Source organism: Lacrimispora sp. 210928-DFI.3.58 (genome assembly GCF_020554865.1).
GTDB lineage: Bacteria > Bacillota > Clostridia > Lachnospirales > Lachnospiraceae > Enterocloster.
This window is the reverse complement of sequence record NZ_JAJCIC010000013.1, coordinates 32,243-47,870: the sequence shown is the minus strand read 5'-3', so window position 1 is coordinate 47,870 and position 15,628 is coordinate 32,243. Positions and strand designations below refer to the sequence as shown.

General features: G+C 51.9%; 12 protein-coding genes. All 12 read right to left on the bottom strand.

Translation table 11 applies throughout. The annotated features are described in order from the left end of the window. Nucleotides 1–8 precede the first annotated feature (8 nt). Complete coding sequence (mutL, locus tag LIZ87_RS09940) at nucleotides 9–1,964, bottom strand: DNA mismatch repair endonuclease MutL (protein ID WP_227146696.1); 1,956 nt, start codon at nucleotides 1,962–1,964, stop codon at nucleotides 9–11. Between the two features lie 32 nt (nucleotides 1,965–1,996). Next, nucleotides 1,997–2,509, bottom strand: coding sequence for a ribosome maturation factor RimM (gene rimM, locus LIZ87_RS09935; protein ID WP_178316502.1), 513 nt, complete (start codon nucleotides 2,507–2,509; stop codon nucleotides 1,997–1,999). A 104-nt stretch (nucleotides 2,510–2,613) separates the two neighbouring features. Then, entirely contained in the window at nucleotides 2,614–2,841 is a 228-nt protein-coding gene (locus LIZ87_RS09930) for a KH domain-containing protein (protein ID WP_178316503.1), read from the bottom strand. Nucleotides 2,842–2,860: 19 nt separating this feature from the next. Beyond that, complete coding sequence (gene rpsP / locus LIZ87_RS09925) at nucleotides 2,861–3,103, bottom strand: 30S ribosomal protein S16 (protein WP_178316504.1); 243 nt, start codon at nucleotides 3,101–3,103, stop codon at nucleotides 2,861–2,863. Between the two features lie 68 nt (nucleotides 3,104–3,171). After that, nucleotides 3,172–4,548 carry a signal recognition particle protein gene (gene ffh, locus LIZ87_RS09920; RefSeq protein ID WP_227146694.1) on the bottom strand — a complete coding sequence of 459 codons (1,377 nt, stop codon included), beginning with the start codon at nucleotides 4,546–4,548 and terminating at the stop codon, nucleotides 3,172–3,174. Nucleotides 4,549–4,575: 27 nt separating this feature from the next. Next, a complete protein-coding gene (ylxM, locus tag LIZ87_RS09915; RefSeq protein WP_178316506.1) occupies nucleotides 4,576–4,920 on the bottom strand; it encodes a YlxM family DNA-binding protein in 345 nt (114 codons plus the stop codon). 70 nt (nucleotides 4,921–4,990) lie between these two features. Then, nucleotides 4,991–6,466 carry an SseB family protein gene (locus tag LIZ87_RS09910; RefSeq protein ID WP_227146692.1) on the bottom strand — a complete coding sequence of 492 codons (1,476 nt, stop codon included), beginning with the start codon at nucleotides 6,464–6,466 and terminating at the stop codon, nucleotides 4,991–4,993. A gap of 100 nt (nucleotides 6,467–6,566) precedes the next feature. Then, nucleotides 6,567–7,925, bottom strand: a complete 1,359-nt coding sequence (locus LIZ87_RS09905) for a citrate/2-methylcitrate synthase (RefSeq protein ID WP_178314614.1) — start codon at nucleotides 7,923–7,925, stop codon at nucleotides 6,567–6,569. Nucleotides 7,926–8,116: 191 nt separating this feature from the next. Beyond that, nucleotides 8,117–9,670 (bottom strand): nitrite/sulfite reductase, encoded by a 1,554-nt coding sequence (locus LIZ87_RS09900; RefSeq protein ID WP_227146690.1) that lies wholly within the window; start codon nucleotides 9,668–9,670, stop codon nucleotides 8,117–8,119. 137 nt (nucleotides 9,671–9,807) lie between these two features. Beyond that, nucleotides 9,808–13,197, bottom strand: a complete 3,390-nt coding sequence (locus tag LIZ87_RS09895; protein ID WP_227146797.1) for an ATP-binding protein — start codon at nucleotides 13,195–13,197, stop codon at nucleotides 9,808–9,810. Beyond that, nucleotides 13,187–13,897, bottom strand: a complete 711-nt coding sequence (locus tag LIZ87_RS09890; RefSeq protein WP_178317369.1) for a DUF4194 domain-containing protein — start codon at nucleotides 13,895–13,897, stop codon at nucleotides 13,187–13,189. The genes LIZ87_RS09895 and LIZ87_RS09890 overlap by 11 nt, the downstream gene beginning before the upstream one ends. After that, on the bottom strand, nucleotides 13,881–15,329 hold the full coding sequence (locus LIZ87_RS09885) for a Wadjet anti-phage system protein JetA family protein (protein ID WP_227146688.1): 1,449 nt from the start codon (nucleotides 15,327–15,329) through the stop codon (nucleotides 13,881–13,883). The genes LIZ87_RS09890 and LIZ87_RS09885 overlap by 17 nt, the downstream gene beginning before the upstream one ends. Nucleotides 15,330–15,628: the final 299 nt, after the last annotated feature.

The following is a 15,628-nucleotide window of genomic DNA, read 5'->3' as shown; positions in this document are numbered from 1 at the left end:
AGTAACTGTTATACAATGCGCTTGAATTTCTTTTCCAGCTCGTATTTTGTCATGGAAATGATAGTGGGCCTGCCGTGGGGGCAGGCATAGGGGTTATCCAGAGTAAGAAGCTGGTCGATCAGCTCATTGGCCTCCACAGCGGACATGGAATGGCGGCCCTTCACAGCTGCCTTGCAGGACATGGAGGCCACCTTTTCGTAGATGCTGTCAGCTCCCCGCACTGCCATATCCTCGGAGAGCCCGTCTATCATCTCAAGAAGGAGTTCCTTTTTGGCAATGGAGAACAGGTTGGATGGAACCCCTCTCACCGCATACTCCCTGCCTCCAAAGGGCTCGATCTCAAAGCCGATGCCCGTAAAGTAGGCCATATATTTCTCCAGAAGCACCTCCTCGTTCATGTTCAGGGTGAGGATGATGGGCGGCTCCACCATCTGAGTATCATAGCTGCGCGTCTTTAAGGTGGCAATGGTCTTCTCGTACAGTACCTTTTCATGGGCAGCATGCTGATCAATGATGAAAAGCTGTTCATTATACTCCACCAGCCAGTAGGTATCAAAAAGCTGGCCGATCAGCTTATGGCTTTTCCTGGCCTTGGGATCCAGCAGCCTGCCGTCGAACAGGTCAAGCTGCTCCGGCTGGACGCAGGGTTCGGGGCAGTCGGATGGCACCGGCTCTTTTCCCTGGATGGCTGTCAGATCAGATGGGCGATATGGCTGCACTTTGGCCCTGTTCATCTCAGAAGGCTTTGGTGGTGTCATTTCCTTTAACCATTTTGGCTTTTGTTCATTTACAAGGGACGGCTTCGGCGGAGTCTCCGCCTGGCTGTAGCGCACCTTTTCTTCTGCAGCGCCTTCTTTCGGCCTTTCAGCCACACTGCTCTTCCTTCTGCTCTCAAAGGGCTCCGGCACAGAAAACGCGGGGCTTCCCGGCCGTTTCTCTTCTTTTTTTTCATCCAGCTCCACCTGCGGGATCAGCTCCTTGTGGGCCAGAGCCTGTCCCACTGCCTGGAAGACGGCCCGGAAGACACGCTCTCCGTCAGAAAAACGCAGCTCCATCTTTGTCGGATGCACGTTTACATCTAAGGTCTGGGGATCAATGGATAGGTGCAGCATGGTAAAGGGATACTTATGCTGCATCATAAAGGGCTTATAGGCCTCTTCGATCGCCTTTGAGATAATACTGCTCCTGATATACCTGCCATTGATGAAATAGTTCTCGTAATTCCTGTTTGACCTGGCGATCACAGGCTTTCCGATATAGCCTGTAGCCCGGATGCCGTCAGCGCTTCCATCTACTTCCAGGAGATTTGCCGCGATCTCACGGCCGAATACGGTGTAGATCAGGTCCTTTAAATTGTGGTTTCCTGAGGTGTAAAGCTTATTCTGGTTGTTCTGGATAAAACGGATGGAGATATCGGGATGAGACAGGGCGATCTTTTCCACCAGAGAAGCCACATGGGCGGCTTCTGTCATGGGCGTCTTCAAAAACTTTTTTCTGGCAGGTGTGTTGAAAAACAAATTCCTGGCAATGATGGTGGTTCCCTCAGGAGCTCCCACCTCCTCCATGCTCTTTTCCCTGCCGCCCTCGATCTGATATCTTGTTCCGGTCAGGCTGTCACCTGTTTTGGAGATCAGCTCCACCTGGGCCACAGAGGCAATGCTCGCCAAAGCCTCGCCCCGAAAGCCCAGGGAGGATATGCTCATCAGGTCCTCTGCCCTTTGTATCTTGCTGGTGGCATGGCGCAGAAAAGCCAGGGGGATCTGATCCTTTGGAATGCCGCAGCCGTTGTCTGTGATGCGGATCAGGCTGCATCCCCCCTCCTTGATCTCCACCGTGACGGCAGTTGCCTGGGCATCGATGGCATTTTCAAGCAGCTCTTTTACCACAGAGGCAGGACGCTCGATCACCTCTCCTGCTGCGATCTTGTTGATGGTATTCTGGTCTAAAACCGTAATGGTTGGCATGTCTGCTCCTTTCTGGACAGTGCAGGGAAGGCTTATAGATCCATAAGGCCGTCCAAAACATGAACTGTCATTTTACCGCCCTCAATGTCCACCTGGAGGATGCAGTCCTTGATGGCCGGAAGAAGGAGCTCTTTTCCATTGTTCAGCTCCACCACATAGACATCATTGGCCCCTGTCTCCAGCACGTCCTTCATGGTGCCGATGGCATTCCCATCCTCATCCTCCACCTGAAGGCCGATGAGATCCGTGATGAAATATTCATCCGGCTCCAGCTTTACTGCCTGCTCCCTTGTGATCAGAAGGTCCTTCTGGCGGTAGGTCTCCACGTCATTTATATTGTCATATCCCTTGAATTTCAGGATAACCATGTTCTTAAAAAATTTGACACTCTCCACATCCAGCGGGAGTCTTTCCTTTCCCGTGTCCAGGATCACCTTTTTCAGCTTCTTAAACCGCTTTGGATCATCGGTAGTGGGAAATACCTTTACTTCGCCGCGGATACCGTGGGGGGAGGTAATGACTCCTACTCTGAGTAATTGTTCCATAAATTTACAGCCCTTTCTATAAATCCGGCAAAACGCGTTGCTGGATACTCCGTAATAACACAATGGACCGCCAGCCAAAAAGGCCAGCGGTCCCTGCTCATGAATTACTGAATCTCAACGATTACTTTCTTGTCCTCTTTGGATGCAGCGGCCTTGACTACGGAACGGATTGCTTTTGCGATCCTGCCCTGTTTGCCAATGACCTTGCCCATATCGGCAGGAGCTACTTTGAGTTCGATCAATGTATCTTCGCCTTTCATTGATTCGGTAACAACAACTTCATCTGGGTTATCGACCAGTGCTTTTGCAATCACTTCGACTAATTCCTTCATCTCTTCACCTCATTTACAATTACTGAATGCCGGCGATCTTTAAGAGCTTTCCAACAGTCTCGGTGGGCTGTGCGCCTGTTGCTAACCACTTCTTAGCTGCTTCCTCATCAAACTTGATTACGCTTGGATCCTTGGTTGGATCATAGTAACCAACTTCCTCGATAAATCTTCCATCTCTTGGGGATCTGGAATCTGCAACTACGATTCTATAGAAAGGAGCCTTCTTCTGTCCCATTCTTCTTAATCTCATCTTTACTGCCATGTGATCTCACCTCCTTATAGTTATTCTTATATTAGACATACAGGAATCCCTGTTTGACTAGCAATATGTCAGAAGGGAAGCTTCATCTTGCCTCCCATAAGGCCTCCCAGGCCTCCGAATCCGCCCTTGCGCTTGCCGCCTCCCATGAGGCCGGGCATCTGCTTCATCATCTTCTTCATCTGGTCAAACTGCTTTACCAGACGGTTTACCTCGCTGATGTTCACCCCGGCTCCCTTCGCAATCCTCTGCTTTCTGGAGGGATTCATAAGGTTCGGATTAGCCCGTTCCTCCTTTGTCATGGAAAGGATAATGGATTCCACGCGGCGCATGGAGCGCTCGCCCTCATCCATATCAAAGCCAGCCAGCTGGTTCCCCACTCCGGGCATCATGGATAGGATGCTGCCCATGCCGCCCATCTTCTTGATCTGCTGCATCTGGGTCAGGAAGTCATTGTAGTCAAATTCTGCCTTGCGCAGCTTCTGGGTCAGCTCTCTGGCCTGCTCCTCATCCACTTCCGCGGCAGCCTTCTCGATCAGGGACTGGATATCACCCATACCCAAGATCCTGGAGGCCATGCGGTCAGGATAGAACTGCTCCAGGTCGGACAATTTCTCGCCCATACCAATATATAGGATCGGCTTTCCGGTGACGGCCCTGATGGAAAGGGCTGCGCCGCCTCTGGTATCACCATCCAGCTTTGTCAGGATGACGCCGTCTATACCAATCTTGTCGTTAAATGTCCCCGCCACATTGACAGCATCCTGTCCTGTCATAGCGTCCACTACCAGGATCGTCTGGTGGACACTCACTGCTTCCTTGATATTCACCAGCTCATCCATCATGCCCTCATCAATGTGAAGGCGGCCGGCGGTATCCAGGATCACAACGTTCATGCCGTTCTTTGCGGCATGCTCCACTGCAGCCTTTGCAATGTCCACGGGGCTGTTCTTATCGCCCATGGAAAATACGGGGATCCCTACCTTTTCACCGTTGATCTGCAGCTGCTTGATGGCAGCCGGACGGTAGACATCGCAGGCGGCCAGCAAAGGCTTTCTTCCCTTTGCTTTCATCTTCCCTGCAATCTTTGCTGTGGTAGTGGTCTTACCTGCACCCTGAAGGCCTGCCATCATGATGACCGTGATCTCATTCGCCGGCTTAAGGGCGATCTCCGTTGTATCGGAGCCCATGAGCTTTATCATCTCTTCTGTTACGATCTTGATAACAGTCTGGCCCGGTGTCAGGCTTCCGAATACATCCTCACCTACGGCACGCTCCTGTACGGAGCTAATAAACTGCTTTACCACCTTGAAGCTGACGTCTGCCTCAAGGAGCGCCATCTTGACTTCCTTTAAGGCGGCTTTGACATCCGCTTCTGTCAGACGGCCCTTGCCCCGCAGGTTTTTGAATATATTCTGCAATTTATCGGATAAGCTTTCAAAAGCCATGAATACCTCCCAAAGCTGCACACTGGACTAGAGTGTGCTGGTGATCTTGTCTGATATCTCCCAGATCTGCCCGATCAGGTCCATATTCTTTGTGCGGGCACATTCGCCGGCCAGAGTCTTGACCTCCTCGGCCATATCCCTGATCTTCAGAAATTTGGCAACCAGATGGAGCTTTGCCTCGTAATCCTCCAGTATCTTATCACACCGCTTCATCAGATCATGGACACCCTGACGGCTGATCCCCTGCTCTTTTGCAATCTCGCTGGGAGACAGATCATCAAAAACCGCAGCCTCATAGATACGGCGCTGATGCTCCGTGAGCAGTTCTCCATAAAAATCATAAAGCAATCCTTGTGCCACAATCTTTTCCATTTCAACCACCTGTGATATCATACACGATGGGCTCCATATTGTCAAGCATTTTTCCTTGACAATATGAAAATTAATGCGATTCTTTTATTTCTGCGAACATTTCGTTCTTAATGACAAGATTTTCGGTCAGCGGATTGATGACGATTCCGTCTTTTCCTGCCACGTGGATGCCATCGTTGATGGTAAATACCGTGGCGCTCCACTCCTCTTTCCGGTAGGCCCTCTGGAACTCAGGCCAGTCAGTGAATAATGGAAGGAAATAGGTCCCCTTGTTGTTCTGGACCTTCGGGAAGGTCATGGAGCCTCCCTTTGACAGGGAAATGTGGTTCTCTCCACGCTTTAAGGCCCCGCCCTCGTATTTCATGGGCACCAGGAAGCGGGCCTTTTTCAGCTCCTTCATCATGCGCTCATTTTTCGTCTTGATGTTCTCCTCACGCTCCGGGTAGTCCACATGCCATCTGGTCTCCTCCAGGAAATCGGCCATAGCGAAACGGAAAGAGGGATTGCATACGGGGACAGCGTCCTTTGCAGCCGTCTCTGCGGCGGACGGCAGGATGTCGGCTCTCTTTACGATCAGCTGGTAGGAGCCGTTGTCCACCAGGATACGCTCCATGCCCAGGTAATAAAGCCACGCAAAGAGGCTGAGTCTCCCAGGAAGATCAGTTCTGCCCTTCGGCACCTCTTTTACAAGAAGGTGGCGGTACTGCTTCTCATAGAAGGAGGCCGCCTGGACTGCCAGCTCCTTTGTGGAGTACACATCCACCGTATCTCCCAGAATAAATGGAAGGCTGGAGCCCTCATCCAGGAGTACGAACAGGGAGTCTGCACTGCGCAGCTTCTCCAGGATCTCCGTAAACAGGGTCTGTCCCTTTTCCTCGTAATGCTCTACCGGACTGCGGCGGTTGGCGCTCTGGAGCCTGCAGAGCAGGAAAATGCTCTCCTGAATGGTGAGCTTTGCAAGCTTTGCAGTGTCCACGGCATCTCCCGCAAGCAGGGCAGCCAGCTCCTCCTCACGCTCATAGCCCAAGGGGCCGGCCATCTCCTCCGCCCGTTTTCTCTCTTCTTCCCTTTGGGCTGCTTCATGTCTGGCTGCAGCCATGGGATCCTCTGCTTCGGTTTCTGGTGCAGTTGTTTTCTCCACCCGGGCCTGGGCGCGCGCTCTGGCCTGGACTGCCAGCTCATCCATCCTCTCCTTCAGCTCCTCTAACAGCTCCTCTGTCTCGGTGACGAGAACGCCCTCCTCCGGCACCTGCTCCCTTTTTACGCCGCCCAGCTTCAGGCCGTAGCGTGAGCCGTAGGTTCCCTTTGCGTCCGCCGTAGCGATCTTTAAGATTTTCGTCCCCTGCTCGATGCCCTCGATGCGGCAGCGGAATACCGGCCGCCTGTCTGCATCCAGGCAGACCGCCATTGTCCCAGGGATAAACCTGCCCTGGCTGAGCTTTCCTGTAACAACGATGCTGTTATTGTCCTTTAGGGCAAAGGTTTCCTCGATGGAAAACTCAAAGCCCTCTGTTAATTTCTTCTTGCCAAATGAAAATAATCCCATTGTATCCTCCTAAACAGATGTTGTCTGATCATTGAGCCGATCCGTTACTGTTCACATGGACATTATACACCAGGTCTCTATGAAAAGGAAGCAGAAAAAATTACCGCTCGCTTAAAGGCCGGTACTCCTCCTCCTTCATCACGCTGGTGTAAGCAGGGCGGATGATCTTGTCCATGTTGATCAGCTCTTCGATGCGGTGGGCGCTCCAGCCCACGATCCTTGCAATGGCGAATATCGGGGTGAACATTTCTACGGGGATGTCAAGCATGCTGTAAACAAAACCGCTGTAGAAGTCCACATTGGCGCTGACACCCTTATACATGCGGCGTTCGCCTGCGATCACCTTTGGCCCCAGCTCCTCGATCATAGAGTAGAGCTCAAAATCATCCACACGCCCCTTTTCCTCAGAGAGCTGGCGTACAAAGCGCTTAAAGATCTCCGCACGTGGATCTGATTTGGAGTAGACCGCATGGCCCATGCCGTAGATCAGGCCCTTTTTGTCAAAGGCCTCCTTGTGGAGCAGCTTTTTTAGGTAGCTTTCCACCTCGTCCCTGTCCTTCAGATCCCGGACTTCGCCCTTGAGATCCTCCATCATTTCCACCACTTTGATGTTGGCCCCGCCGTGTTTTGGCCCCTTGAGGGAGGCAAGGGCAGCAGAAATAACGGAATAGGTGTCCGTTCCGGAGGATGTAACTACATGGGTTGTAAAGGTGGAATTGTTGCCGCCTCCATGCTCCATATGGAGGATAAGCGCCAGATCCAGAACAGAGGCTTCTACCATAGAATACTTCATATCAGGCCGCAGCAGGCGAAGCAGGTTTTCAGCCGTAGACAGGTTCTCATCGGGACGGTGGATGTACATGCTTCCATCCCGCTCATAGTGATTGTAGGCATGATAGCCATAAGCGGCTAACATAGGCATGACGCTGATGAGCATCAGGCATTGGCGCAGCACATTAGGAACTGAAATGTCCCAAGCCATCTCATCATAGGATGCAAGGGTAAGAATGCTCTTGCTTAAGGACATCATCATATCCTTTGTGGGAGCCTTCATTACCACGTCCCGCACAAAATTCGTCGGAAGGGTGCGGCTGTAGGCCAGGCTGTCTGTAAATTGCTTAAGCTCCTTCGCATTTGGCAGCTCGCCGAACAGCAGCAGATAGCTGATCTCCTCAAAGCCAAAACGCCTGTCCTTTACGACACCGCTGATCAGGTCATTGATATTGTAGCCCCGGTAGAAGAGCTTTCCCTCACAGGGGGTTTTTACGCCGTCTACCATCTTATGTGCTTCGATCTTTGAAACCTTTGTGAGACCGGCCACAACGCCGTTTCCGTTTTTGTCACGGAGCCCTCTCTTCACATCATACTTTTCATAGAGCCCCAGATCGATCCTGTCGTCATTCAGGCAGATATCTGCCCAATGCCCCAGGTTGTCCATAAAATCCTTTGTCTGAATCATACACGTATTCTCCTTTCGATAATGTTATCCTCCTATCAGCAACGTATTGTATCTATTTTAGTACATCTGGAAATCATTTGCAAATGAATTTTTTATGAACGGGTCTCCCGGAACAGAAAACAGCCAGAGGCTTTCTGGCACTCCGGCTGTTTAAAAAACAATATTTCATTTTATAAAGGCACCTTGCCGCATCAGCAAAGATAGCCCGCTGCCAGCTCCCTTACGCCCTCCGGATTCTCAGAAAGCCAGCCCTCAAAGTCCTTTCCGCTGGCTGCAACTGCCTGGCCAAGGGTGCGCAGGAAGGAAGGGATATTTTCCTCCAGCATTACGCCCAGCTGGTCGCCCATGCGTTCCTTATCCTGAAGGTCACAGCCCCCAAAATGAAGGGTAAAGGCAGGCTTTGCCACCTTATCGATCACCTTGACGCCGCCGTGGAAGCCCAGGATGCCTGTCTGGTGTGTTCCACAGGAGGACGGACAGCCGGAAATGTGGATCTGCGGAAGGATGCCGTCTGCAAAGCCCTCTGCCTGCTCCATCTCCACCAGCTTCTTTATCAGGCCCTGGGAATCCCGGACGCCCTGCTGGCAGATGGATGCGCCGATACATGCCACCGACTCCTCAAAGGTGGTGGATGCGCTGTCTGCTGTGACTTCAAGCACCTGCTCTGCCTCCGGGGCTGTGCAGTTTATGATATAGAGAGCCTCGTCCGGTGAAAGCCTCAGCTCTACCTGGTCCATATCCTTGATCACCTGGTAAAGGTTTCCAAAAAATTCCGGCTTCGGGCTTCCGCCTACGGGATGATATTTCACAGTGTAGAGTCCCGGCTGCTTCTGGGCCAGGATGCGGCGGTTTTTCGGTGCCTCTCCCTCGCCCTTCTTTGTCACTGGCATCTCCTCTGCTGTGAGAGTGAGATCACGGCCGGATGCCATCACGCCATCCAGCTTTTCCAGATAGGCCTTTTTGTAGTTTTCAGGTCCACCTAAGGCCTCCTGCATAAAGCGCGTCCTGGCCTTTGCCCTGTTCTCGTAGTTTCCGTAGGCAAGGAAGGTCTCGTACATGGCCTGGATATAGTAGAGGATCCTGGAGGGCTCCACTGCCTCTGCTACCTTTACGCCAAAGGCCGGACGGTTGCCCAGGCCGCCTGCGCTGTAGACATCAAATCTGCCGTCAGGCCTTGCCACAAAGCCCAGGTCACGGAAGGTTGCATGGGGCACGTTTTTCGGTGTATTGGAGAAGCAAACCTTTAGCTTTCTGGGAAGCTTCGGCCCGCGGATATAACCCATAAGGAAATCCGAGGCCTTCATGGCATAGGGAAGGACGTCGAAATACTCTCCCTCCTCCACTCCTGCCAGCGGAGATACCATGACATTTCTGGGGAAATCACCGCCGCCGCCGCGGGTGACGATGCCGTGGGAAAGAGCCTCCACCGCCAGGGTGCAGACGGTGCTCTCATTTAAATTGTGGAGCTGCACTGTCTGACAGGTGGTAAAATGCACTTTGTCAATGTGATAGGTTTCAATGGAATCTGCAATAAATTTCAGCTTATCCTTATTGATGCGGCCGCCGGGCATCCTGAGACGGAGCATGCTTGCCGCCCCGCCCTTTTGGGCATAGCTTCCAAAGCCTCCGGAGATTCCCTTGTATGTTTTCGCATCAATTTCCTTTGCGTAAAATTTTCTTGTTGCTTCCGCAAAGTCCTTGTAATCTTCCTTCCACTGGCTGGGGGTAATGGTTTCTGCTGGCATAGTTTCTCTTCCTTTCCTAAAGCCCTTTATAGGGGCTTTCTTCCATTTTCTAAAAAAAATATAGCACGGTTTTTGGGGGGAGTCAACGGATTTTCTCCTCTCGTAACTGTTTGGTCCCCTCACAGTTACCTCCCCTCTTAAAACTCCAGATCCTTTATGAGATCCTTAAACTGCCTCCGCTCAAACTCCTGGATGGAGATGGATTTCTTATTGGGATTTGCAAATACAAAGGTCTTGTCTACATTCTCCACATAGTTCTGTATCTTGTCGTTGGTGGCGCTGATGATAGCCTGGAAGCCCAGCCCCCGGATCAGCTCGATACAGCTGGCCACCTTTTCCGCATCCATTTTGGAAAAGGCCTCGTCCAGTACCACCAGGCGTATGGTGGGATGGCTCCTTAAGCGGCCTGTCTGGTTAATGCGGTAGGCTTGGGCAAAGCTGGCAAGAAGAGCTACGTATAAGGGGTTCTGGCCCTCGCCGCCGGAATTCTTCTTTATCATCCTGCTTAAGCGTATTTTTATGACCTCGTCCTCATTTTGTATGAGCTGCTGCATGTCAAAGGAAAGGTAGGTGCGGTAATCCGCATACCGTTCCATGTTCCGCTTTGCCTCCTCCATCTCCTCTGCCGTAGCATTTTCCGGCGGAATGAACATACTGATCAGTTCATTCATCTGTTCGCCGTACTGGTTCTCATGCTCCATGGTGAACAGATTCATCTGGTTCTCAAAGGACTGGCTCAGATCAGAGGGATTGACCTCCAGGGCCTCATCCATGAACATGTCATAATAGCGGCCCTCTGCCCCGCGGCTTTTTGTGATCACAAACTGGTAGCGGTCCTTTCCGAAATCCAGCCGGCTTAAGATGCGGTTTAACTCATCTCCCCGTACCATGGCCTCCTTGATGGCGCTTCGGATCTTATATATGAAGTCATCTTTAAAGTGGAGGACGGCCGCCTTTGCCTGCTCGGCCGCCCTTTTTCTGTAATCCTCCAGCCGGTCGCAGGAAAGAGCGTCGAGAAGGCGGTCATAGGCCGCGTTGTCCCTGGCGCTTAAAGAAAAATTGCGGCTGGGATACCGGCGCAGGTATTCTCCACGCACGCTTAAAAGCCGCTCCCTTGCGTTATCCCGCTTTTGGTAGAGCTTCAGGCATTTTTCGCTGTATGCCTCTCGTTCTCTGTCGTAGCGCGGATTGTCTTTGGCGGAGAGATAGGCCGAAAGCTCCTTATCGTACTGCTCTTTTCCGGGGACATCTGCTAAGGCGGCCGCCCTCTCCCTTTCCAGAAGAAGGGCCTCCAGCTGACCTGCACTTTCACGCAGATGGAGAATTTCCTGACGGCGGTTTGCGATCAGCTCCTGGAGGCTGTCCCTCTCCCGTTTCTTTCCATCGCAGAGGGCAGTGAGGGAAGACCTCTCCTCCTCCAGCTTTGACACATTCTGGGCCTTTAAGCGCTCCAGCTTGTCTGCCAGCCGTTTCTTGTCCTTCCGCTTTTCCTGCCATATCCGGATATCCTCAAGCCACTGCAGGTATTCCCCGGTATCACCGGAAAGATATTCTAATCCCATAATGCGCCCGCAGTCCTTTATGATCTCCTCCTGGGGAAGCCGGCCCGTCCTAAGGTTCTCCAGCTCCTGCTCTAAGAGCCGTATGCGCCTTCGCAGGCTGTCCTTTCCGATATAGGCATATTTTGTATAATTATCCGGATTAATATACTGCAGCCGGAAGCTGTGGTATAAAAGACAGTCTGGCGTGATGCCGATCTGGCAGTTCCGAAGCTCCTCTGTGCTGCGGCATTTTATGACCTTTCCCAGGAGGAAATCCACATAGGGGCGGAGATAGGACTCTTTTACTGCCACCTCCTCAGAAAGAGAGCCCTGCTGCGGGGATGCCTTATAGGCAGAGGCCTTCTCTGTGTCCAGGACGGCGATGCTGTGGTATTTTTCCTTGTCCAGCTCCCCATAGATCTGAATGGCGGCCTTTGCATATCCCGGAGGAACCACCAGGTTCAGCTTGTTGCTTCCAAGATAGCCCTCCACAGCATTTCTCCACTCTTCCTTCTGCACGTCCAGAAGATCAGCCAGCACGTATACCTCCACACCCTTTCCGGTTTCTTCCAGAAGGCGGCGCTGGATATAGGAACGGGCCTGTTCCAGATGGCGCGGATAGGCCTTGCTTCCGCTGCGAAGCTGCTCCAGCTCCTCAAGAAGCTGTTTTTCCTGCTTCTTTAAGCTGTTTAAGGCAGAGGAAGCCTCCTGACGCTGTTTTTCCGTGTCCCTTCGGATGGCCTCCAGGGATTTTTTCAGCCGTTCCATATCTTCCGGTGTGATGGTGCGTTTTTCAAATTCCTCGATATCCCACAAGGTCTGGTTGGAGGCTGTTTCCTCCTCCTCCCATTGCTTTAAGGCCGCAGCCGTCTTCTGCCACCTGGCTTCGCTGTGGCCCAGGCGCTCGATCAGCTCATTTAAGGAAACCAGCTGATCCTTTAACTCCTCATAGCCTGTGGAGGCGATCTGGCAAAGAAGCTCGTCGCTCTGTGCAGTCAGCTCTGCGATCTGCCCCTCTACCGCCTCCCTGGCCTGCTCCTGCTGCTTTAAGGATTCTTCCGCTGCTTCTGTTTTCAGGCGCTGGTGGCGTATCTGGTCTTTGATGTCCAACAGTCCCAGCTGTTCTGTGAACCAGGTGTATTTTTCAATGCTCTCCTCCAGCTGTTCGTACTCCCTGTGTGCCTGTCTGATCTGCGTCAGCTCCTCGATCTCATGGCAGGTGTCCTCGATCTTCTTTCGCATACGCCCGTATTGGAGCACGCTCTCCTGCATGTCCTCGATGTGGATGTTCTGCTCCGTACAGATATATTCCTTTACAAAATCTTCCAGCTTGATATTCATGCGGAAGGGAATGGCACGCTTAAAGAGCAGAGGAAATTTCTCGCTGTCAAGTCCTCCCAGGTAGCAGTCATAGAGCACCCGGCGGAACCTCTCGTTGTGAGAGGTGGCAAAATACTCCTCCTTCCCGTAATGGGCGTCCAGATAGCGCTCCACCTCCTTAATGGACATGGTACGCGTCCCTGTTCGGTATTCATTCTCCCACAGAGGTCCCTTGTGCCAGAAGAAGCGGCGTGATATCTCGTTGGAGGCGGTCTCCACGTCGAATACGATGCCCACACACTGACACTGTCCGGTATCTGTACGCTTGAGCTCCAGGACAATGGTGGAGGAAAAGTTCTGATTCCGCAGGTAGGAAAACTCGTTGTTCTCACCGATATTCACCATTCCCCTCAGGTATTCGATCAGGCTCCTGTCCGAGTCATCTGCGGCTGCCTTGTTGAAAAAGCCGCGGCCGTCAGTATTGGCATAGAGCACCAGCTGCATGGCGTCGATCACCGTGGATTTTCCGCTTCCTGAATGGCCTGTGAAAAAGTTGATCTCCCGGTTAAAGCTCAGTGTCTTTTTTGAGATATAATGCCAATTGTTCAAGCAGATACGATTTAAGGAAAGGAAGGCATCGCCTGCTGCTTCTTCTCTATATTTCATCTGTTCCATCAATGTCCTCCTCTGCTGTCTCTGTTCTCTCCTCCGGGCCTTCTTCGATCCGCTCTCCGTTTTCCTCCTCAAAGGTGGCTATGAGGGCACGGATGTCATCGCCCATGAGCACCACGTTGATACATGGATAGATGATGAGGCGGCTGGCGCTGTCCAGATCCTCTAAGAGCTCCAGCGGCTCGATGATCTGGTATTTTTTCAGAAGGGTGACCGTCCTGCGGATGTCTGTGGGCGAAGGCTGTTTCCTGAATAAACGGTAGCTCCCCAGCTTTTCATGGATCTCCCCCAGACTGGTATAGACCTGGATGCTGGTGGAGGCGGTCTCCATCTGCTCATCATAGATCAGCTTCAACGCAAGCAGGTACAGGGTTGCCAGGCGGGGAAGCTTATCACCTGCCAGATTTTCTCCCTGGATGTAGATCATGCCCATATGACTGCTCTCTATGACATCGATTCCCAATATAGAAAAATACTTTTTGATAAATTCCAGATGCTTACTGCATATGCGGTATTCCCTGGTGTACTGGAGGCGGCCTGTGCGCTTATCGTATTTGCGTTCCAGCACAAAGGTCTGATTTAAAAGAAGGCGCAGGACTCCCGTCACCTCCAGCTGCTCCTCCTGCAGCATGTTGTCAATATATGGTATACCCACGCCTGTGGATACCGGATAAAGGTCATTCTCCTGGGACATTTTTCTTCCTCCTTTGTGAGATGTCGGTAAAGGTAAAGCCCGGATAACGATAAGGGCCGTTCTGGATCATGGGCGGGGCAGACTCATCGGTCACAAAGGGGCTCTTCTTCCTGGTAGAATAGTCGTAGGCCAGGATCAACTTTTCAAATTCTTCATCTGAGTTTATGGTAGTCTCATCCACTCTCATCTGCCCGCCTGTCATGCGGCTTTCTACGAATGCCTCGATCTCTGCCGGGCTGTAGCGGTTTTTCACCTTGTTCAGATCCAGGATCTGCTCTGCGGTGAGCTCAGGCGTCTCCTCCTCATCCTGCAGCTTCTCCGTGAAGGCAGCCTTTGTCCTTCTGCGCTTATAAAGGGATCTTTCTGACAAAATGGAGGTGCGGGAAAGATTCATCCGCAGGCCTGTTTCCCGGATATCCTTTTCCTGGTCTTCAGACTGGGAAAGGTGATTGAGCAGCTGGATCACAAGGCCCTTTGTGTTGTCCTCCCGGTTCAATAGGTACCCCAGCCTGGTCACTGTGCCGCGGACATAGCGGGTGTGCTCCCTGTCCATATTGGCAAGGCGGTGTTCGATGTCCTCAAAGCCCCGCTCCAGCTGGTCCAGCTTTTCAAGGATATCCGCAGGAGTGACAGTGCGCTTACGGGTGCCGGAGACCGCCGGAGACGAAGTGATCCCGGAAATACTGGCAGAGGCACCAGGATCAGCTCCTGCACATATACGCTCGATCCACCGGCCATCCTCCCTCATGGCGGCGATCCAGGCTTTGATATCGGTTTTGTAGAGATAAAAATTATCCGAGGTTTTCAGAATATGGTATTTCCGGTTGACGATCTCCTCCACATAGCCCTCCAAATGATCCCTCAGCAGATCGCTGTAGCTCTCCTGCTCCAAAAGACTTGTGAAAAATTTATCCATGTTGTGCAGCATATCCTGCAGGGATTTGTTCAGCTTTTTGGTGTTTATCAGCGCCGTATTGAGGAGTCCGACCCCTGCTCTGGGATCATTTTTCAGGGAAAATAAAATGGCATAGACGTTCTGAATATAGATCTGGGCCTCGTTCTCATCCTCCCCCAAAAGCCTTCCAAAGGCCTCGATCATCACGGCTGCATAGTCAGGGATCACAATATTGACCGTCATGGCAGAATAATCGTCCACCTTCCGGAGCCAGCCTGTTTTTAAGAGCCAGTTTAACACTCTTGTGGCAGGGGGCTCTAAGGAATCGCCCTCCTCCTCGCTGTCCTCCTGCCAGATGACGCACTGCTGGTCCCGGAAATATTCTGCCAGCAGCTGGATGCACATCTCTCTGCTGAGAAAGTAGTTGCTGTACTCATATTCTTCGTTGATCTTTAACAGTGCGCCTATGTAAGTGGACCGGTTGATGGAGCGGAAAAGGCTCCAGAACCGGTCCGGTATCTCATTCATTAATATCATTCCTTGCCTCCGGAAATCTCCTTGTTTGAAAGCGGTTATCCGTATCATTATAGCAGGAAAGAGGGCGGATGGCAATCTTCCATTTTCTCTTGAACTCCCGCATTTTGTATCGCGGCTGACAGGGGGATGTCCGGTGCGACTTTGCAGGGCATTAGAAGCACTTAGACAGCTGGTTTTTCCGTTCAAAGCAGCATCAATGATTGTTTGAGCGCAGCGAATTGCGTTGATGCTGCTCTGGCTTTTAGGAAAAATCAGGTGTCTTAGTGCTTCTTATGTCCGAAACCGGAGCAACCGGACAT

Coding starts and splice junctions, on each gene's coding strand:
- LIZ87_RS09905 (WP_178314614.1), bottom strand. CDS start 7,925: ATGATTCAGACAAAGGATTTTATGGACAACCTGGGGCATTGGGCAGAT.
- ylxM (WP_178316506.1), bottom strand. CDS start 4,920: ATGGAAAAGATTGTGGCACAAGGATTGCTTTATGATTTTTATGGAGAA.
- LIZ87_RS09895 (WP_227146797.1), bottom strand. CDS start 13,197: ATGAAATATAGAGAAGAAGCAGCAGGCGATGCCTTCCTTTCCTTAAAT.
- LIZ87_RS09890 (WP_178317369.1), bottom strand. CDS start 13,897: ATGTCCCAGGAGAATGACCTTTATCCGGTATCCACAGGCGTGGGTATA.
- LIZ87_RS09930 (WP_178316503.1), bottom strand. CDS start 2,841: ATGAAGGAATTAGTCGAAGTGATTGCAAAAGCACTGGTCGATAACCCA.
- ffh (WP_227146694.1), bottom strand. CDS start 4,548: ATGGCTTTTGAAAGCTTATCCGATAAATTGCAGAATATATTCAAAAAC.
- rpsP (WP_178316504.1), bottom strand. CDS start 3,103: ATGGCAGTAAAGATGAGATTAAGAAGAATGGGACAGAAGAAGGCTCCT.
- mutL (WP_227146696.1), bottom strand. CDS start 1,964: ATGCCAACCATTACGGTTTTAGACCAGAATACCATCAACAAGATCGCA.
- LIZ87_RS09885 (WP_227146688.1), bottom strand. CDS start 15,329: ATGATATTAATGAATGAGATACCGGACCGGTTCTGGAGCCTTTTCCGC.
- rimM (WP_178316502.1), bottom strand. CDS start 2,509: ATGGAACAATTACTCAGAGTAGGAGTCATTACCTCCCCCCACGGTATC.
- LIZ87_RS09910 (WP_227146692.1), bottom strand. CDS start 6,466: ATGGGATTATTTTCATTTGGCAAGAAGAAATTAACAGAGGGCTTTGAG.
- LIZ87_RS09900 (WP_227146690.1), bottom strand. CDS start 9,670: ATGCCAGCAGAAACCATTACCCCCAGCCAGTGGAAGGAAGATTACAAG.